The organism is Cryobacterium sp. TS_SC_7 (assembly GCF_056156285.1).
Genome location: NZ_CM149589.1, coordinates 2,636,498 through 2,654,743 on the forward strand (window position 1 = coordinate 2,636,498; position 18,246 = coordinate 2,654,743).

Genomic DNA, 18,246 nt, shown 5'->3' on the forward strand with positions numbered 1-18,246 from the left:
GGCGTCGACGTGGTTCGGTTCGCTCCAGCAGAGCAATTCAGGACACGGTGGATCACGCCTGGAAACGTGCTCTATATCGGCCGCGCCGCCCCGGAAAAAAATCGAAGGATTCTTGTCCCCATATTTGAGCGGCTGGCGGAGATGCGCTCCACGACTTGGCGAGTCGTGGGGCCCGGTGGCGCAGCGGATTTGGGCGAACTGCCAGAGTTGGGATTCGAGCTCCTGGGCGAGAGGGACGACGTTTCAGATCTCTTGAAGAATGCGAGCGCATTGATTCTCACATCATCGAGGGAAGGGCTACCGGGAGTCGTGCTTGAGGCCGCGGCGAGCGGGGTACCGACTGTCGTTACCAATCTCCCCGGTTTGGACGTTGTGGCGCATTCGCTGGCCGGTATCACATTGGTCAATTTGGATGCCTCACCTCAGGTCTGGGCGGATGCGTTGGATGCGGCGTTGTCACTGCCTATCCATGATCGAGCACGAATTCGTGAAACTTTTGAGTCCTCCGAATTTACTCTGGTGGAGTCGGTGGAGGAGTGGTGCAAGGTTTGGCGCGTGGAGCGTTGACAACGCCACGACTTAGCCCTCCGCGACTTGGCGTTTCCTTCGGTCGCCAAATGGCTGGTCTCGGACTGTGCTTGCTCGCTCTTGTTATTGCGGCTTCGCTCTCAGCGCATGCACAGATTTTGAGCCATGCTCTTGCTTTGGTCTTGGCTTGGGCGGGCTGCCACATTGCTTGCTGGCGAGGTGATCGCGGGATCGGGGGAGCATCCACCGTATATGTGATGGTTTTTGGGCTTTTCCACTGCGGCTTGGTGATTGCACTCGCCATCGGTGGGCAGCGGACGCTCATTGGCGGAGGCGACAACAGTTGGGTCTTGAGTGAGAGCTTGCACCCAGCGGTCGTTGCAGTGTGTGTGGCGTTCTTCGCGCTCGCCGTCAGCACGATCGTCGTATCAATGGTGCCGTGGCCCATCCAAAACACTCGCTGGCGCGACACCACCGATCGCAATTCTGATGCTCGGGGGACAGTCTTGGCTGGCGGAATCGGAGTTGTGCTCGGCCTGCTTCTGATCGGGAAGGCACTCATCGACAGCGGCGGTTTAGGTGTTCTGTTCGCGGGCTATGGGCAATTCCTGGAGGCTGTCGGCGGTGAGGGCATATTCGGTTACGGAGTAATCCTCCTCGGATTCGGCGTTGCTTTCCTGGTCGCGAGCGGAGGCGTTGCCCGTCGGGTTGGTTGGGGGCTCATGATCGCGATTGCGCTCATCGGACTGCCTCTCGGCTTGCGTGGGACCGTGCTATTCCCGGCGATGACGCTCCTCGTCGTTGAGGCGAGATCGCGTCGGCTTCGTGCAGTGCCACTTCTGCTGATCGCGTACGTCGGCCTTGCGGTTATCAGCCTCCTACGGAAGACGAGGATTGATGGAGTTGATGGGATTTTCGCCGGTGGTTGGTCCGGCTTAGTTCCAATCGAAGGTCTGGCTGAGATGGGATACTCGCTGTATCCAACCGTCGCGGTCCAAAGATGGATGGAATCGGGGCTCGCGCCGTCGAATGGCGTGACTTACATAGCGCCCCTCGTACGCCTATTCGAAAATGTCTTCGGTAACGGTGCGCCTGCGGCAGGATCGGATTTCCGCATATTCAATGTCGAGATCGCAAGTCGGGTCGGCCAAATTGGAGGGTCGCCCGTCGCCGAGGGGATTCGAAACGGGGGCCTTCTTGGCATGACGATTCTGATGCTTGCTATCGGAATTCTGGTCGCAGCCGTAGACAGGATGCCCTTAAACCCCGAGAGCGCCGTTGTAACTGTCGTAGTTCTCCTCCCTCTGCTAATTGGCGTCCGCAATTCATTCGCGCCGATAGTATTCCAATGGCTCATTGGGGGTGCGCTCGTGTTGATTGCGCGATGGCGAGGTGAGCGAAGTAGATCATGACAGTAAACGCGGCGAAATCCAGTAGCTTTATGCTTCGACTGGGGTCCCTTCTAGCGGGCTCTGTGACTCAAATGCTGGCAAACGCAGCGGCTGCGGTCCTTTCAACCCTGTGGTTGCCTGTCGAAGAGCGAGGCCTGATGGTCATCGCAATTACAATCGCTTCGATAGTCGGCCTCATAGGGGGAGCTGGCATCGGCAATGTTTACAGGAGTCGACGGCCGCGTCAGATCGGTGCGGCCGGGCACACCCTCGCGGCGACGTACACGCTCACTTCGGTGCTCCTCGTTGTCGTCGCTGCTGCTGCCGGCGCGGCGTCATGCTGGGCGATGTCACTCATTTCCAGTCCGACACTTGCGAGTCCGACGCTGATTGCAGCTTGTGCCGTTTCAACCGCTGTGCAGGTCGCGCAACCGTTGATCTCGGAGGCTCGATTCGCTCTCAATCAGTATGCGGCCGGGTCGGCGTGGGCGTCGGTTGGGGCTGTTGCGGGTCTAGTGGGTATGGCTACAACGAGTCTTTTCGCGCCGACGGCGGCCGGGCTCACGCTGGGGCAGGCAGGGGCTTCAGCGGGCGTTTTGATCTTTGCGGTTGTGGCCGCGACTCGAGCAGGAGCAGTCAACTGGGCAGGTAGTCGAATTCGAGAGATGGTCAAGCTCGCAGCCCATGGTGCGCGGTCGTTGGGCCTGCCTTTGGGAATCGTCATTATGTCCAGAGCGGACCGCCTAGTCTTAGGTGCGTTTGTGTCCCCCTCGGTTGTTGCGGTCTACGCGCTCGCAGCAACACTGGCTGAGGTTCTTCGCTTGGTTCCGACCGCAGTCGGGCAGATTGCGACCCAGCACGTCGCAGAGGGCGGGACCTGGCAGACCGTTCTTCGCATGCAGAAGCTGACGATTGTGGCGTCCGTCATCGGCGGTTTGGTGGTTGTAATTCTGAGTGCGTGGGCGGTGCCGATTGTGTTCGATGAAGCATATGAAGACGCGCCCGTCCTGCTTTCGGTGTTGCTCCTATCGGAACTCTTCTATTCACTCCTCGTGATCTCCAGCAGAGGGCTGATTGGCGGGGAGTGGCCCAAGGTTGCATCTCGAATCGGGATAATCGTGGTCCTTGTTTCGGTGCCCGCCTATTGTTTCGCCTCCCTCTGGGGGGGAGCTATGGGTTGCGCACTCGCACGCATTGCAGTCTTCGCTGGAACTGCGGTTGCTGCCAGTGCTGAGCTCCGCCGGCGACTGGCGTGACAGGCTTGGTCTTGACCCTTCACCTCGGGAGGTCTTCGCGAGCGTCGGCCACCTCGCGGCCTACGCAGGTAGCGCCCCGGTGAGCAGGCGTGCTGGCAGCTCCATACGCGGTGATCAGCCGTCTGGCCGAAGGAACAGACCCGCAAGCGGATACGGTTCCTATCGGTTTCTTGCCGCCCTCGGCCCCCGGGCCTGGCATTAGAGGGCTCGAGCTCCACCCAGTCGTGCGTTTTGATGTCAGGATGCTGCGGGCGATTGGGGCGATTGGGGCGATTGGTTTGAGTTGGCCTGTCAGTACTTGGCGGGATCCCCAAGATGTAACGATTTCTACGAGATCGAGCCGGGCCAGCCACCGATTGCGTTGGCAATCGACTGAGCACAGTGGCAGGTTCTCCCGCGCGACGTGCGCACCTACTCGGTTAAGGCTCGCTCCTGACTCGCTCAGTGCAGCGACGCCCATGTCGCGTACGGAGCGCCCTTGGCCCGTGCCGACGTTGAATATATCGCGGCAAGAGTCTCCATACGAGAGGCTTTCGACCGCGACAAGGCCCACCTCGGCCAGATCGAGCACGTGAATAACGTCGCCAATGCAAGCGCCGTCTGGTGTGTTGTGGTTCACTCAAAAAAACAACAAAGGGGTGGCCGAGGTGCGCTCAAGAACCATCGGCACGTGGTTTGGCAGGACTGTGACGTCTAGTTCGGGCCAACTGCAATTTTACTACGTTGAAGTAGTGCTGGTTAGCAGCGCGAAGTTCCGCGGATTTTTCAGCAGGGGGCACAAGCGAGCGGCGTGGGATCCGGTGTATCCGGCACCGCAGGTGATGAGTCCAGTCATTTTTTGCAGTCTAGAAGCTTGCTTGCAGGGTGTGCGGCCGAGGACCGGGCGTTGTGCTGTTGTCTTCAAGTGCTTCCTTCGGTGCGCGGGCCCGCTAATCCTTTGTTCCCCTTGAGCGTGGAAGCGTTTGAGGTGCTGGCCTGGTGGGATGGACATAAAGGCCGCCCTCGTGCCCGGTTGACCCGGCAACTGGAACCTCGGGCAGCAACCCGGCGGTTGGGGCTACCTGGGAAGCATCGGGCGGGCGGGTACGCCAGCGACTGTGGTGAGCGGAGCAACGTCTCTTGTCACGACTGCACCAGCAGCCACCGTTGAACCGTCACCAACCGTCACCCCAGCAAGGATGGTACTCCCCGCGGCGAGCCACACATCTGCGCCAATCACGATGGGTGCCTCAGTGAACTTCATCGCGCGCAGGGGGACGCTGTGGTCATGGTTCCCATCGCGTACAACAACATTCTCGGCAAGCTTCGACCCAGCGCCAATTGTCACCGACTTGCGTGCGACAACGGTTGAGTATGGGCCAATGAAGTCGGACCGGATCGTGAGGCTAGCCCCAGGGCCTGCAATTAGTGTTACGCCCCGCGCCACGTAGCAGCCCCAGATGAGCAGATTTCCATCGCCCTGGACTTGGATGTCGCAGCCTGGGCCGATATGAACAGGGCGGTGGACCACCAAGTTGGGATATCTCATCCTCAAAGACACAACTCGAAGGCTCGACGCAATTCGCCTCCCATAGTGGTGAATCCCGCGGAGCCCTCGTGCAACTGGTGACCTCATTCGGCCACACTATCGAACCCGTTGCCGATGATTGTCACGTGGCCCCTGGCCCCGTGGCCTCGTTTCTCCACGAGGGTCACATGGCGTGTATTTTCTGCCCGACTCTGCAATGGCCGTGCTTGGCGTAGGACTGGCAGGCGGAGCCCACCATGCTTGTGGTTTTGAGTGAGGCCTCGACCTGATTCAATAGCCCAGTGAATGAAACAGGAAACCGCTCGGGCGCCCGAAGGCCCGTGAAGCGCCGCAAGCCCCCGCTCCACCGTCGTTGGTGGTTCTGGGCGGCCGTCGTCGTCGGTGTTGTCATGGTTGCAGGCGCCTGGGTTGGGAGTCGGGGGCTACAGGCGAAGTCCGAACTGGAAGCGGCACTGCCGCTGGCCTCCACGATCAAGACTCAGCTGCTTGCAGGAGACTCGGCCGCGGTCTCGGCATCGGTAGAAATCATGGCGGGGCACACTGCCCGCGCCCGCGATCTGACGGCCGACCCGGTGTGGCGCGCCGCGGAGTTCGTTCCGTTCTTAGGGGCTAATCTCGCAGCCGTGCGAAACCTGGCCGATGTCGCCGATGACGTGGTTGGCGGCGCGGCCGTCCCGTTGGCTGCGACCGCAGCGACGTTGAACCCGGCGGCATTGAAGCCTACCGACGGTGCCATCGACCTTGAGCCGATCGCTGCAGCGGGACAAGCCCTGAGCCAGGCCAGCACGGTGTTTGCCGCAGCGGACAAGCGGGTCAGCGACCTCGACACCAGCAGAACGGTCGGTCAGGTCGCCGCAGCCGTGAACGAATTTCGCGGTTTCCTGGGGGGCATCACTCCATCGTTGGCGTCGGCAAGTCAGGTAGTGGACGCTCTTCCCGATGCTCTCGGTGGGGAGGCCCCACGCAACTACGTCATCGTGTTCCAGAACAACGCTGAAGCACGGGCTCTCGGAGGCACCTCGCTTTCGTTTGCCCTGTTGACGCTGGATAAAGGCCGCGTCACGCTGGGCGACGCCGTGCCGGCGGGATTCGGGAACTTCGCTTACTACCAGGAATCCGTGATTCCTTTTCCGGAGGGGGTAGAGGCGCTGTATGGCTCGGAGTTCGGTCGAGCGATGTCGAACCTCACGGTGCGGCCCAGTTTCGAGAGTGCAGCTACCGTGACCCAAGAAATGTGGAAGCAACAGTTCGGCACCGATATCGATGGCGTCATCTCGGTTGATCCAGTTGCGCTGAGTTATCTGCTTCGGGGAACCCCTCCCATTCCTTTGTCGACCGGAGACGTACTCACGAGCGAGACTCTGGTGCCGCTCCTGCTCAACGGGGTCTACATGCGCTTCTGGTCCGGAAACACTAGCGCGGACGCTGTCGCCGACAACGCTGCGCAGGACGTCCTTTATGCGGAAATCGTCGAGAAGACTTTTGATCAGCTTCTGGGCGGCGGCGTCGATCCTAACCAGCTGATGACAGCCCTCACCCAGGCCGCGAGCGAGCACCGGGTGCTGATGTGGAGCCCAAGGCAGGAAGAGGAAGCCATCTTCGAGTCACTCGGGGTGGATGGCTCCCTGCCGAAGAGCACCGAAACGACGGATCGGGTCGGGGTCTACTTTCAAGAGAACGTCGGCTCGAAGATGAACTACTACCTGAAACAGTCCGTGAGCCTCGGTCAGGCTGCATGCCGGGCCGATGGGAAGGCGTCGTACCGCGTCGGCATCGACCTCACCAACGACCTGCCGGCCGATGCGGCGACATCCGTCAGCCCCTCGATTCTGGGCACGTTCGTGCGGGAGAAGCTTGAGCCGGGCGTGCAGCGCATGATCGTCATGGTCTACGCCCCGCCCGGTTCGCAGATCGTGGGCGCGACGGTTGACGGCGCTCCCGTGCAGCTCGAATCGTTCCACGACACCGACTACCCGGTGGCGAAGCTGATCGTGAGCATGGAACCCGGCGCCACGTCGAAGATCACACTCGACGTGGTCGCGGCCGCAACCGGCACGAAGGCGCTCGAGGCCGAGGTCACCCCGATGGTGAACCCCACGACGATCTCGGATCTGCCCCTCGACTGCGCGACCGTCGCGGCGGGGTAGTCGGGGCTGCGGGGCTACAGGCCGATGGCGAAGGCGGCGTAGCCGATGACGCCGGCGGAGACCGCAGCGACGGCCAGAAAGGCGTACTGCAGCCCTTTGGTGCTGCGACCTCGTCGCAATAATGCCTTGTGGCCCATCTGCTCGGGCCGGATTTTAGTCACAATTTTCACTGTAGTGCTGCGCTGACACCAGACTCGCGGTTTTCCGCCCCCCAAGGAGGGGGTTGGGCCGACTCGCCGGATGCCCGAGGCTAGGCTTCAGGGGTGGAGAAGACGATATGAAACTATCCGTAATCGGCTGTGGCTACCTCGGGGCCGTGCACGCCTCGGCGATGGCCGAGTTGGGCCACGACGTGGTGGGCATCGATATCGATGCCAGAAAGATCGACCAGCTGGCCGCGGGCACACCGCCGTTCTACGAGCCCGGCCTGCCCGAGATTCTCACCTCGGCCATGGCCTCGGGTCGGCTCCGCTTCAGCACCGACATTGCGGATGCCGCGGGCGCGCAGGTGCATTTCGTCGGCGTCGGCACTCCGCAGAAGGCGGGCAGCCACGCCGCCGATCTCAGCTACGTCGACGCGGCCGTGCAGTCGCTGCTGCCCCACCTTGCCGCCGGTGACCTGGTCGTGGGCAAGAGCACGGTGCCGGTCGGCACCGCCGCCCGCCTGGCCGGCGTGATCGAGGCATCCGGCAGTGGGGCCACCCTGGCCTGGAACCCCGAGTTTCTGCGCGAGGGCTTCGCCGTGACAGACACCATCAGCCCCGACCGCCTGGTCTACGGGGTGCCGGCCGGCGCGGCCGGCGAGCATGCCACCGCGCTGCTGAACGAGGTCTACGCGTCCGCGATGGCCGCGGAGACGCCGCTGATCGTGACCGACTACGCCACAGCGGAGCTCGTCAAGGTCGCCGCGAACGCGTTCCTGGCCACCAAGATCAGCTTCATCAACGCCATGAGCGAGATCGCCGACGTCTCCGGGGCGAACATCACCGAGCTGGCCGACGCCATCGGGTTCGACAACCGCATCGGCCGCCGCTTTCTGAACGCGGGCGTCGGGTTCGGCGGCGGCTGCCTGCCCAAGGACATCCGTGCCTTCACGGCCCGCGCCGAGGAACTGGGCCGGGGCGAGTCGGTCTCCTTTCTGAAGGAGGTCGACGCGATCAACATGCGCCAGCGGCAACGGGTGGTCGCGATGACCCTGCAGGCCCTGGACAAGCCCGTTTACACGGCCAAGGTGGCCGTGCTCGGACTCAGCTTCAAGCCGCACTCCGACGACGTGCGGGACTCGCCGGCCCTCGACGTGGCCGTGCAACTGCGGGGCCTCGGCGCCGACGTGATGGCCACCGACCCGCAGGGGATTGAGAACTCGCGGTTGCGGCATCCGCAGCTCACCTATTCGACCAGCATCGAGGAGACCCTGCGGGCCGCCGACGCGGTGGTGCTGGTCACCGAATGGGCCGAGTTCAAGCAGATCGACCCGGTCTGGGCGGCCGCGCTCGTGCGCGTGCCGATCATCATCGACGGCCGCAACACCCTCGATGCCGCAGCCTGGCGCGCCGCCGGCTGGACCTACCTGGGGCTGGGGCGACCGTGACCGCCGAGTCGTCTGGCGCACCGGCGCCCCGGCGGAAACGCCGCGGGTGGCGCATCGCGCTGATCGCCATCGCCGCCGTCGTTCTGCTCGTGGGCGGGGTCGCGGGCGTCTACGCCTGGACGCTCAGCAACACCTTCGACAGTCAGACCGTGAAGATCCCCGACGTGTTCCCCGACGAGGCGTCGCGGCCGCCGGCGGCGACCGGTGAAGGGGCGACCGGTGATGGGGCGACCGGGCAGAACATCCTGCTGCTCGGCTCGGACACCCGCGGGGCGAACGACGGGTCGATCACCGACCTCACCGGCCAGCGCTCGGACACCATCATGGTGGTGCACGTGCCGGAGAACCGCGAGAACATCTATGTCATGTCGATCATGCGTGACAGCTGGGTCGACATTCCGGGTGAGGGCGAGGCCAAGATCAACGCCGCCATGAGCTACGGCGGGGTTCCCCTGGCCGTGCAGACCATCGAGGGTCTGCTGGGTGCGCGCATCGACCATGTGGCCATCGTCGACTTCACCGGGTTCAAGGGCATCACGGATGCCCTGGGCGGCGTCGACATCGACAACCCGGTCGGCTTCGAGTCGTCTGCGATGAAGGGGCGCTACTTCGACGAGGGACCCCAACGTTTGAACGGCACGGAGGCGCTGGCGTTTGTGCGGGAGCGGTATGCCTTCGCGGACGGCGACTTTCAGCGGGCCCGCAACCAGCAGGCCTTCATCAAGGCCGTGCTGGGCAAGTCGCTGACAGCGGAAACCCTCACCAACCCTGCCCGGATCAGCGAACTGGTCGGGGCGATCGCCCCCTACCTCGCCGTTGACGACGGGCTGAACTCCGCCTACGTGGCCGGGCTGGCCGTGCAGCTGCGCGACGTGCGCGTGGGCGACGTCACGTTCTTCACCCTGCCGACGACGGGCACCGGCACCTCGCCCGACGGCCAGTCGATCGTCGTGATCGACCAGGAGAAGCTCAAGCTCGTGCAGCAGGGGTTCCAGACGGACACCCTCGACGCCTACCAGCCCGAGGTGCAGACGATCGAATAGCGGCCCGTTGCCCGCGCAGGTCGCTTAGGCGCGGGCAACGACGAAGAGCCTGTCGGGCGGCCCTGCTCGAGCCGAGTAAACTTGAAGCTCGGATTTCAAGGGGTGTGCGCGTGGTCGACCAGGAGCTTCAGCGGGAACAGCAGTATGTCGCGAACCTGTATGCGCGTCTCGACGCGTTGCAGCAGGAGGCCGAGCAGCAGCTCGTGGCCGTGCGGCGTCTCGACGTGGGCGGCAACCACCAGTCCCGGTCCGAACGCGACACGTTCGCGCGGCTCTACGAAGACCGCATCGTGCAGCTGCGCGAGGTCGACGACCGGCTGGCGTTCGGCCGGCTCGAAGTGGCCGCCGACCCTGCCGACTCTGCTTCGTCTGACTCTGACTCTGCCTCTGACCCTGCCTCCGTCTACCGCTACATCGGCCGACTGGGGCTGCGCGACGAAGACCTGCAGCCCCTGCTGCTGGACTGGCGGGTGCCGCAGGCCAGCGCCTTCTACCAGGCCACCGCCGCCACGCCGCTCGGCGCCCGCGCCCGCCGGCACCTGCTGTCGAAGGGCCGCGACATCGTGCGCATCGAGGACGAGATCCTCGACGCCGCGCTGCTCGAGGGTGATTCGGCAACAGTGCACCAGGGCGAGGGCGCACTGCTGGCCGCGCTCACCGCCCAGCGCACCGGGCATATGAGCGATATCGTCTCGACGATCCAGGCCGAGCAGGACCGCATCATCCGTTCAGACCTGAAGGGCGTGCTCGTCGTGCAGGGCGGGCCGGGCACCGGCAAGACGGCCGTGGCCCTGCACCGTGCGGCGTACCTTTTATATACGCATCGGGATCGGCTGAAGAACTCGGGTGTGCTCATCGTGGGGCCGTCGGAGTCCTTCCTGAACTACATCGAGGCGGTGCTGCCGTCGCTGGGGGAGACCGGGGTGGTGCTCGCATCCGTGGGCCAGCTGTACCCCGGCATCGAGGCGACGCGAGAGGATGCCCCGGCCGTCGCCGCGATCAAGGGCCAGACCTCGATGGCCCGGCTGATTTCGCGGGCCGTGCGCTCGCGGCAGCGGGTGCCGGCGGCGGCGCAGGTGCTGGTCGTGAACGGTGACCGGATCACTTTGAAGCCGCAGCTGATCGAGACCGCCATTCACCGGGCGCGGGCCAGCGGCAAGCCGCACAACGAGGCCCGGGTGACGTTCGTGAAGAACGCGCTCGCCGCTTTGTCCCGGGAGTGGCTTACACAGTTGAAGGCTCAGGGCCGGTCGATGGACGACACCGACCTGCCCATGCTGCGCGAAGACCTGCGCCTCGCCGACGACGTGCGCGTGGCCCTGAACACCGCCTGGCTGCCGCTCACCCCCGAGAAGCTCGTGCAAGACCTCTACGCCCGCCCGCAGTGGCTGGCGCAGCTCACCCCCACCTGGACGCCCGCGCAGCGCGCGCTGCTGCACCGAGCACGGGGTGCCGAGTTCACGATCTCGGATGTGCCGCTGCTCGACGAGGCCGCCGAGCACCTGGGGGAGTACAACGTGGTCGACGCCGCCCAGAAGCGCGAGCAGAAGGAGCAGCGCAAGCGCGACGTGGAGAACGCGGAGCTGGCCATCTCGAACATGGAGGTGAAGGGGCTGGTGAACGCGAAGGCGCTCGCCGACAACTTCGCCGAGCTGGGCGACCGGGCCACCACGGCCGAGCGCGCCGCCCTCGACCGCACCTGGACCTACGGGCACGTCGTGGTCGACGAGGCGCAGGAACTCTCACCGATGCAGTGGCGGCTGGTGCTGCGGCGTGGCCCGCTGCGCTCGTTCACCATCGTGGGCGACATCGCCCAGGCGGCGTCGGCTGCGGCTGCGTCCAACTGGCGCGACGCCCTCGAGCCGCTGCTCTCCGGGTCGCAGGAGGCTGATCGCTGGCGGCTGGAGGAGCTCACCGTGAACTACCGCACCCCCAGCCAGATCGCGTCGGCCGCGGAGTCGATGGCCGTGGCGCACGACCTGCCGATCACCCCGGCCCGGTCGGTGCGGGCGAGTGAGTGGCCGATCTCGACGCTTCCGGATGTCGTTTCGGCCGTTCGGCGGGAACGTGCGCTGGGCCTCGGCGGCACCGTCGCAGTGATCGTGCTGGAGCCCGCGCTGGCCGACGTTGTTGCTTCGCTGTCGGCTGCGTTCGGGCCCTCGATTGTCGGGGTCGGAGCTGCCGGCCTCCTGGCCGAGGTGGCGGTGCTCACCCCGCACGACGCGAAGGGGCTGGAGTTCGACGCCGCCATCGTCGTGGATCCGGCCGGCATCGTCGCCGCGTCCTCGCGCGGTGCGGGTGCGCTGTACGTCGCCATGACGCGTCCCACGCAGCGCCTGTACCTCGTGGCGACGGGCCCGCTTCCCGCCGGCCTCGCCGGTTGACCCCCTCCCGCTGGTTGAGCCCCTCCCGGTGGTTGAGCCTGTCGAAACCCGGTGGTTGAGCCTGTCGAAACCCGGTGGTTGAGCTTGTCGAAACCCGGTGGTTGAGCCTGTCGAAACCCGGTGGTTGAGCTTGTCGAAACCCGGTGGTTGAGCCCGTCGAAACCCGGCGAGCCATCCTCCAAACCCGGCCCGCGGCATCCGTGCCCCGCGCTAACTGCGGAGATTTTCGCAACACGCCGTTCGGCCCGCCACGAGTCGCGGCGTGTCCCGAAATTCTCCGAAGTTGCGTCACAACGGATGCCGCGTGCCGGCCCCGTTCCCGCCCGATTCACCACCCCACCGCTTACCGCCCCCCGCTGGTTGAGCCTGTCGAAACCCGGCGAGCCATCCTCCCAACCCGCCCGCGGCATCCGTGCCCCCGCGCTAACTGCGGAGATTTTCGCAACACGCCGTTCGGCCCGCCACGAATCGCGGCGTGTCCCGAAATTCTCCGAAGTTGCGTCACAACGGATGCCGCATGCCGGCCCCGACCCACCCCCAACCCCCCGCTGTACACTTTTCACGGGCGTCGCGCATGGGTGACGTCAAGCTCCGGGCCACGAGCACGGCCGAGAGTCATCACAAAGAAACCACACCTCACATGACGACGACACTTCCCCGCCTGGTTGCCTTCGACCTCGACGACACGCTCGCGGCCTCTAAGTCCCCCCTCGATCCGCGCATGGCCGAACTCATGGTGAGACTGCTCGGCGTCGTCGACGTGTGCGTGATCTCCGGCGGTCAGATCGCCCAGTTCCACATGCAGCTGATCGACAACCTCGACACGGCGACCGACGACGACCTCGCGCGCCTGCACCTCATGCCCACCTGCGGAACCCAGTACTACCGCCACTCCGAGGGCGCCTGGAACCAGATCTACGCCGAGTACCTCAACGACGACGAGAAGGCGCGCGCCCTCGCCGCCGTCGAGGCTGCCGCCCGCGACCTCGGCTACTGGGAGGCCGAGACCTGGGGCCCGATCCTCGAGGACCGCGGCTCGCAGATCACCTTTTCGGCCCTCGGCCAGGGTGCCCCGGTCGTGGCCAAGTCCGCTTGGGACCCGTCCGGCGAGAAGAAGAACACCCTCCGCGAAGCGGTGCAGGTGCTGCTGCCCGACCTTGAGGTGCGCTCGGGCGGGTCGACCTCGGTCGACATCACCCGGCAGGGCATCGACAAGGCCTACGGCATGCTCAAGCTGGCCACCCTCACCGGCGTGCCCCTCGACGAGATGCTCTTCGTCGGGGACCGCCTCGACGAGAACGGCAACGACTACCCGGTCAAGGTGCTCGGCGTCGAATGCGTCGCCGTGGAGGGTTGGGAAGACACCGCCGCGTTCCTCGAAACGCTTCTGCCCCAACTGACGGATGCCGCCGCGCGCCCCTAAGCGCCCCTCACCCGCGCCGGCCGGCTGAGCCCGCAGCTCAGCCGGCGGCGACTGCCCCGGCGGCGACTGCCCCGGCGGCGACTGCCCCGGCGGCGACTGCCCCGACCGCGGCCGCCCCGACCGCGGCCGCCCCGACCGCGGCCGCCCCGACCGCGGCCGGCTCCACGTGCGAGGCGACGAACGCGTGCAGCCACGCCCGGAGGTCGGGGCCGAGATCCTCGCGTTCAACCGCGAGCTGCACGATGGCCTTGATGTAGTCGAGGCGGTCGCCCGTGTCGTAACGACGGCCGCGGAAGATGACCCCGTAGACCCCGCCGGTGGTCTCCGGGGTCACCGCCATCTCCTGCAGGGCGTCGGTGAGCTGGATCTCGTTGCCCTTGCCCGGCAGGGTGCGCTCGAGCACGTCGAACACCTCGGGGCGCAGCACGTAACGGCCGATGATGGCCAGGTTCGACGGGGCATCCTCGGTGCTCGGTTTCTCGACCAGCCCCGTCACCCGCACCACATCGGGGTCGTCGGTGGCCTCCACCGCGGCGGCGCCGTAGAGGTGGATCTGCGACGGATCGACCTCCAGCAGCGCCACGATGCTGGCGTTGCGCTTGCCCTGCTCCGCCATCATCCGGGTCAACAGCTCGTCGCGCACGTCGATCAGGTCGTCGCCGAGCAGCACCGCGAACGGCTGGTTGCCCACGTGCATCCGTGCGCGCAGAACCGCGTGGCCGAGTCCGAGCGGATCGCCCTGCCGCAGATAGTGGATGTCGGCGAGCCGAGTCGGGTGGCGCACCTTCGCCAGCCGGTCGTGGTCACCCTTGATCTCGAGCAGCGACTCGAGTTCCGTCATGCGGTCGAAGTGGTTCTCGAGGGCGTTCTTGTGCCGCCCGGTGACCATCACGATGTCGGTCAGACCGGCCGCGGCCGCCTCCTCCACAACGTACTGGATCGCCGGCTTGTCGACGACCGGCAGCATCTCCTTCGGCATGGCCTTCGTGGCCGGAAGAAAACGGGTTCCCAGACCTGCCGCGGGAATGACGGCTTTCGTGATCACGGTGCTCATGAGACTCACAGTAGGGGTCAAGGCATGCCGCCGTATAGCGCCCGGCGCCCTTTCCGTGCCGGCCCGGATTGTTTCCTCGATCGGTATATCTCCCGGTGCAGAGCCGGGCTAGGGTGTCGGCACCGTTCGCTCGAGCGGCCACAGGAGGCAACCCGTATGCCGCACGAAACCCAGGATTCCCCGCGCCCGAAAACGTTCGGCCCGGCCGGCGAGGCCCCGCGCAAACGACACCCGTGGCGCATCGCCCTGGCGGTGCTCGGAACGGTGCTGATCGGCGCCGTCGCCACGGGCGGCATCTACGCATTCAGCCTCACCCGCGCCTTCGACAACGGAACCGAGAAGATCCCGAACGCCTTCCCCGAGGAGGCCTCCCGCCCGTCGGGGGCGCCGGCCGACACCGCAACGGATGCCCCTGCCTCCGCCTCTGCCTCCGCCGACCCGGCCGCGGACCCGGGCGCGGTTCCCGCCGGGCAGCCGCAGAACATCCTCCTGCTCGGATCGGACACCCGCGGTGCCACCGGAAAGAACCTCGCCGACATCCGTGGCGAGCGTTCGGACACCATGATGGTGGTGCACGTGCCGGCCGATCGCAAGAACCTCTTCGTCATGTCGATCCTGCGCGACAGCTGGGTCGAGGTGCCCGGGCACGGGCAGGCGAAGATCAACGCCGCGCTGTCGTGGGGTGGCGTGCCGCTGGCCGTGCAGACCGTGGAGAACCTGCTGGGCACCCGCATCGATCATGTGGCCGTGGTCGATTTCTCCGGGTTCGAACAGGCAACGGATGCCCTCGGCGGCGTCGACATCAACAACCCGATCGGCTTCGACTCGTCCCATCTCAAGGGGCACTACTTCGGTGCGGGCGGGCAGCATCTGACCGGCGCCCAGGCGATCGCGTTTGCGCGGGAGCGGTATGCGTTCCAGGACGGTGACTTTCAGCGGGTGCGCAACCAGCAGCTCATCATCAGCGGCCTGCTGTCGGCGGCGATGCACAAGTCTGTGCTGACCGACCCGGTGAAGACGTCGGGTCTGCTGGAGACGGTCACGCCGTTCCTGGCCGTGGACGAGGGCTTCGACTCCGCCTACCTGACCGCTCTGGCCTGGCAACTGCGTGAGGTGCGGCAGCCGCAGGTCACCTTCTTCACGATGCCGACCGACGGCACGGGAACGTCGGGCGACGGCCAGTCCATCGTGAACGTGGACTGGGACGGCCTCGCCGCCGTGCGGGAGGGCTTCCAGACCGACACGCTCGCCGGCTACCGTCCCGAGCTGCAGACCCTCGGGTAGCGGTGGGTCCGGTGCCCTTCCTCGGGTAGTGGTGCCCCCTGCTGCAGCCCCTGGGGTAGCGGCGGGCGGCTGCTCCGCGGGTGGCTGCCCGAGCTCCCCTGGCATAACTCCTGCAAATTGCCGCCGGAGGGCTGTTTTGGGGCTGAATGGGGCACATCCGTCACAATTTGCAGGAGTTATGCACGCGCCGTGGGGGTAAGGCGTCAGCGCGCGCGGTCGCCGCGCAGCAGAACCAGCCCGATCCCGGCGCCGACGGCCGCCCCGATGGTGTTCGCGATCACATCGGACAGGGTGGCGTAGCGGGCCGGCAGGAAGATCAGCTGCGCGAGCTCGATGGTGCAGCTCGCCGCGAAACCCGTCAGCACGGCCAGCCACCATCCGCGCGCCCCGGTCAGCATCATGACGAAGAGGCCGACCGGAACGAACAGCAGAACATTGGCGGCGAATTCGGCCAGGCTGTAGCGCAGCCAGCCGGGAGCACCGCGCTCCTGCAGCCAGTCGATGACCGACAGCAGCGCGGCGTAGGAGTCCCGGTCGACCGGCGCCGGCCAGAACGCGATCAGCACCAGCGCGGTCAGGTAAACCAGCATGAGCCGGGGCGCCCAGCGGCGAAGCCGAGTTCGCGCGGATCCATCCCGCACGGCCGGACCGGTCCGCGTCGGCGGGGGAGTGCGACTCGAATCGGTCATGTCTCCCTCCCACACTGCGCAGTCGGTGAACCGACGGCGCCGGGACCCGACCGCAACACTGACGACCTCACCACCCTAGACGCGTCCGCCCGCGCGGGCGAGGTGCCTGGCTCCCGACCGCCCGAGTCCGGGCATCCGTTCGCGGTCGCGGCTCGCGCACCCACCGCCCAGACGGATGCCTCAGCAACTGTTCCCGTTTCGGACGAATGTTGCCGGCACACGGGCAACACTCGTCCGAAACGGCAACACTTGCGAGGGAGAGCGGCGCGGCAGGGCAGCAGCTGGGCAAAGCGCGGCAGCACCGCCGCCATCGTGCGGCCACGCGAGACGGATGCCTCGCCAACTGTTCCCATTCCGGACGAATGAAGCCGGCACACGGGCAACACTCGTCCGAAACGGCAACACTCGCGAGGGAGAGCGGCGCGGCCCGCGCGCGCTACCGCGCCGGCGCCGGCGCCACGCGCTTCGGCAGCACGAACACGAGCAGCAGCGCGAGCACGCTGAACGCGGCGCTCACACCCATGGCAGCGGTGGCGCTGTCGGTGAAGCCGGCGGCGAGGGCGGCCGGCGACGGGCCGGCCACGACCAGCGTGCCGAAGAACACACTGCCGATCACGGCGATGCCCACGGCGCTGCCGACCCGTTGCATGACGCCGACGACGCCGCTGGCGGCACCGGCCTCGGAGCGGTCCACGGTCGCCACGATGAACTGCGCGTTCGGCGCGATGAAGAATCCGCTGCCGAGGCCTGCGATGAGCAGCGGCGGCAGGAGCTCCCAGTTGGTGATGGCGGGGCCGATCAGCAGCAGGGCGAGCCAGATCCAGACCAGACCCACGGTGACCAGGCTCACGCCGATCACCAGTACGGTGCGGCCGAGCCGCTGCGCCAGCCGGTTGCTCTGTGAGGCGCCGATGATGGTTCCGAACGCGAACGGGATCGACACCAGCCCCGACTCGAGCGCGGTGTGCCCGAGCCCGGCCTGCCAGAGAATCGAAATGGTAAAGAAGATGCTGGTGAACGCCGCGAAATAGACCAGCGCGAGCACAATTCCACCGGTGAACGCCGGATGCCGGAACAGCTTCGGCGGCACCAGCGGGCTTCTGCCCCACCTGGTGTACGCCACCTCCCAGAAGCCGAACGCCACGATCAGCAGTGCGCCCGCGACGAGGGTCAGGTAGGTCCAGAGCGGCCAGCCGCGGTCCTCGCCCTCGATCAGCGGAACCAGCAGCGCCACGAGCCCGGTGGAGATGAGCACCAGGCCCACCCAGTCGATGCCGCCGCTCTTGGTGCCGGGAGCGCGCTGGGAGCCGGCCGGCAGCAGGATCGTCGCCGCGACGAGAGCGACGATGCCGATCGGCAGGTTGACCCAGAAGACCAGGCGCCATCCGTTCTCGTCGCCGAAGGCCTCGATGATCAGGCCGCCCAGGATCGGGCCGAGCGCGGTGGAGACACCGATCACCGACCCCATGATCGCGAACGCCTTGCCGCGGGCCAGCGGCGGGAACAGGATCTGGATCACAGCGGTCACGGCCGGCACGAACATGCCGCCGGCGAGCCCCTGCACGACCCGGGCGATGATCAGCTGCAGGTCGTTCTGCGCGAGCCCGCAGGCGAGACTGGCCAGGGTGAACAGCAGCAGACCGGTGAAGAAGACCCATTTGTGGCCGATGCGATCGCCGAGCCGACCGGCCGGGATCAGCGCGATCCCGAACGCCAGCGCATAGCCGGAGATGATCCAGGAGAGGGTGGCCTCCGAGGCGTCCAGGCTGGTACGGATGGTCGGCAGCGCCACATTCACGATCGTGGTGTCGAGCAGTGCCATGAACATGCCGGCCAGCAGCACGATCAGCGCCTGCCAGGCATTCCGCGGAATGACGACGGATGCGGGACGCTCATCCGGGCGGGAATCGGTCATGACGTGATCCTCT

At 66.1% G+C, this 18,246-nt stretch carries 14 protein-coding genes and 1 pseudogene; 10 read left to right on the top strand and 5 right to left on the bottom strand.

The features are described 5' to 3' along the window. Positions 1-66: 66 nt before the first annotated feature. The 4 genes and pseudogenes from AC0J5J_RS12160 to AC0J5J_RS12175 form a co-directional block, all read left to right on the top strand. On the top strand, positions 67-567 hold the full coding sequence (locus AC0J5J_RS12160; protein WP_474900227.1) for a glycosyltransferase: 501 nt from the start codon (positions 67-69) through the stop codon (positions 565-567). A 50-nt stretch (positions 568-617) separates the two neighbouring features. Beyond that, positions 618-1,940 (top strand): O-antigen polysaccharide polymerase Wzy, encoded by a 1,323-nt coding sequence (gene wzy / locus AC0J5J_RS12165; RefSeq protein ID WP_474898214.1) that lies wholly within the window; start codon positions 618-620, stop codon positions 1,938-1,940. Positions 1,941-2,011: 71 nt separating this feature from the next. Next, positions 2,012-3,175, top strand: coding sequence for a lipopolysaccharide biosynthesis protein (locus AC0J5J_RS12170; RefSeq protein WP_474898215.1), 1,164 nt, complete (start codon positions 2,012-2,014; stop codon positions 3,173-3,175). Positions 3,176-3,209: 34 nt separating this feature from the next. After that, positions 3,210-3,364, top strand: a pseudogene (locus AC0J5J_RS12175) (IS110 family transposase); the annotation flags it as partial. 868 nt (positions 3,365-4,232) lie between these two features. On the opposite strand, the gene AC0J5J_RS12180 reads toward AC0J5J_RS12175, so the two are convergent. Beyond that, the gene (locus tag AC0J5J_RS12180; protein WP_474898217.1) at positions 4,233-4,790 is read right to left on the bottom strand and encodes an acyltransferase; all 558 of its coding nucleotides are present in this window, start codon (positions 4,788-4,790) and stop codon (positions 4,233-4,235) included. 194 nt (positions 4,791-4,984) lie between these two features. Between AC0J5J_RS12180 and AC0J5J_RS12185 the strand changes: the two genes are divergently transcribed. Further along, entirely contained in the window at positions 4,985-6,850 is a 1,866-nt protein-coding gene (locus AC0J5J_RS12185; protein WP_474898219.1) for a DUF4012 domain-containing protein, read from the top strand. A gap of 14 nt (positions 6,851-6,864) precedes the next feature. Here the strand turns inward: AC0J5J_RS12185 and AC0J5J_RS12190 are convergent, their stop codons facing one another. After that, positions 6,865-7,011 carry a hypothetical protein gene (locus tag AC0J5J_RS12190; protein ID WP_158251972.1) on the bottom strand — a complete coding sequence of 49 codons (147 nt, stop codon included), beginning with the start codon at positions 7,009-7,011 and terminating at the stop codon, positions 6,865-6,867. A gap of 116 nt (positions 7,012-7,127) precedes the next feature. Between AC0J5J_RS12190 and AC0J5J_RS12195 the strand changes: the two genes are divergently transcribed. From AC0J5J_RS12195 to AC0J5J_RS12210, 4 genes are all read left to right on the top strand, one after another. Continuing rightward, a complete protein-coding gene (locus AC0J5J_RS12195; RefSeq protein WP_474898220.1) occupies positions 7,128-8,441 on the top strand; it encodes a UDP-glucose dehydrogenase family protein in 1,314 nt (437 codons plus the stop codon). Then, complete coding sequence (locus AC0J5J_RS12200) at positions 8,438-9,484, top strand: LCP family protein (protein ID WP_474898222.1); 1,047 nt, start codon at positions 8,438-8,440, stop codon at positions 9,482-9,484. Before AC0J5J_RS12195 ends, AC0J5J_RS12200 begins: the two co-directional genes overlap by 4 nt. A 110-nt stretch (positions 9,485-9,594) precedes the next feature. Beyond that, a complete protein-coding gene (locus AC0J5J_RS12205; RefSeq protein WP_474898224.1) occupies positions 9,595-11,868 on the top strand; it encodes a HelD family protein in 2,274 nt (757 codons plus the stop codon). A gap of 640 nt (positions 11,869-12,508) precedes the next feature. Beyond that, on the top strand, positions 12,509-13,291 hold the full coding sequence (locus AC0J5J_RS12210) for an HAD-IIB family hydrolase (RefSeq protein ID WP_134424482.1): 783 nt from the start codon (positions 12,509-12,511) through the stop codon (positions 13,289-13,291). 37 nt (positions 13,292-13,328) lie between these two features. On the opposite strand, the gene galU is transcribed toward AC0J5J_RS12210, so the two are convergent. Next, on the bottom strand, positions 13,329-14,345 hold the full coding sequence (galU, locus tag AC0J5J_RS12215) for a UTP--glucose-1-phosphate uridylyltransferase GalU (RefSeq protein ID WP_474898226.1): 1,017 nt from the start codon (positions 14,343-14,345) through the stop codon (positions 13,329-13,331). Positions 14,346-14,501: 156 nt separating this feature from the next. On the opposite strand from galU, the gene AC0J5J_RS12220 reads away from it, so the two are divergent. Beyond that, positions 14,502-15,629, top strand: a complete 1,128-nt coding sequence (locus tag AC0J5J_RS12220) for an LCP family protein (RefSeq protein ID WP_474898228.1) — start codon at positions 14,502-14,504, stop codon at positions 15,627-15,629. Positions 15,630-15,832: 203 nt separating this feature from the next. Here the strand turns inward: AC0J5J_RS12220 and AC0J5J_RS12225 are convergent, their stop codons facing one another. Together AC0J5J_RS12225 and AC0J5J_RS12230 are read right to left on the bottom strand one after the other, a co-directional pair. Next, positions 15,833-16,318, bottom strand: coding sequence for a VanZ family protein (locus AC0J5J_RS12225; RefSeq protein WP_474898230.1), 486 nt, complete (start codon positions 16,316-16,318; stop codon positions 15,833-15,835). A 436-nt stretch (positions 16,319-16,754) separates the two neighbouring features. Further along, a complete protein-coding gene (locus tag AC0J5J_RS12230) occupies positions 16,755-18,233 on the bottom strand; it encodes a DHA2 family efflux MFS transporter permease subunit (protein WP_134423689.1) in 1,479 nt (492 codons plus the stop codon). Between the last annotated feature and the right edge of the window lie 13 nt (positions 18,234-18,246).

What these genes read in the sequence shown, in the direction of transcription:
- AC0J5J_RS12225 (WP_474898230.1), bottom strand. Translation starts at nt 16,318, where the DNA reads ATGACCGATTCGAGTCGCACTCCCCCGCCGACGCGGACCGGTCCGGCC.
- AC0J5J_RS12230 (WP_134423689.1), bottom strand. Translation starts at nt 18,233, where the DNA reads ATGACCGATTCCCGCCCGGATGAGCGTCCCGCATCCGTCGTCATTCCG.
- AC0J5J_RS12180 (WP_474898217.1), bottom strand. Translation starts at nt 4,790, where the DNA reads ATGAGGTCACCAGTTGCACGAGGGCTCCGCGGGATTCACCACTATGGG.
- galU (WP_474898226.1), bottom strand. Translation starts at nt 14,345, where the DNA reads ATGAGCACCGTGATCACGAAAGCCGTCATTCCCGCGGCAGGTCTGGGA.
- AC0J5J_RS12195 (WP_474898220.1), top strand. Translation starts at nt 7,128, where the DNA reads ATGAAACTATCCGTAATCGGCTGTGGCTACCTCGGGGCCGTGCACGCC.
- AC0J5J_RS12220 (WP_474898228.1), top strand. Translation starts at nt 14,502, where the DNA reads ATGCCGCACGAAACCCAGGATTCCCCGCGCCCGAAAACGTTCGGCCCG.
- AC0J5J_RS12210 (WP_134424482.1), top strand. Translation starts at nt 12,509, where the DNA reads ATGACGACGACACTTCCCCGCCTGGTTGCCTTCGACCTCGACGACACG.
- AC0J5J_RS12170 (WP_474898215.1), top strand. Translation starts at nt 2,012, where the DNA reads ATGCTGGCAAACGCAGCGGCTGCGGTCCTTTCAACCCTGTGGTTGCCT.
- wzy (WP_474898214.1), top strand. Translation starts at nt 618, where the DNA reads ATGGCTGGTCTCGGACTGTGCTTGCTCGCTCTTGTTATTGCGGCTTCG.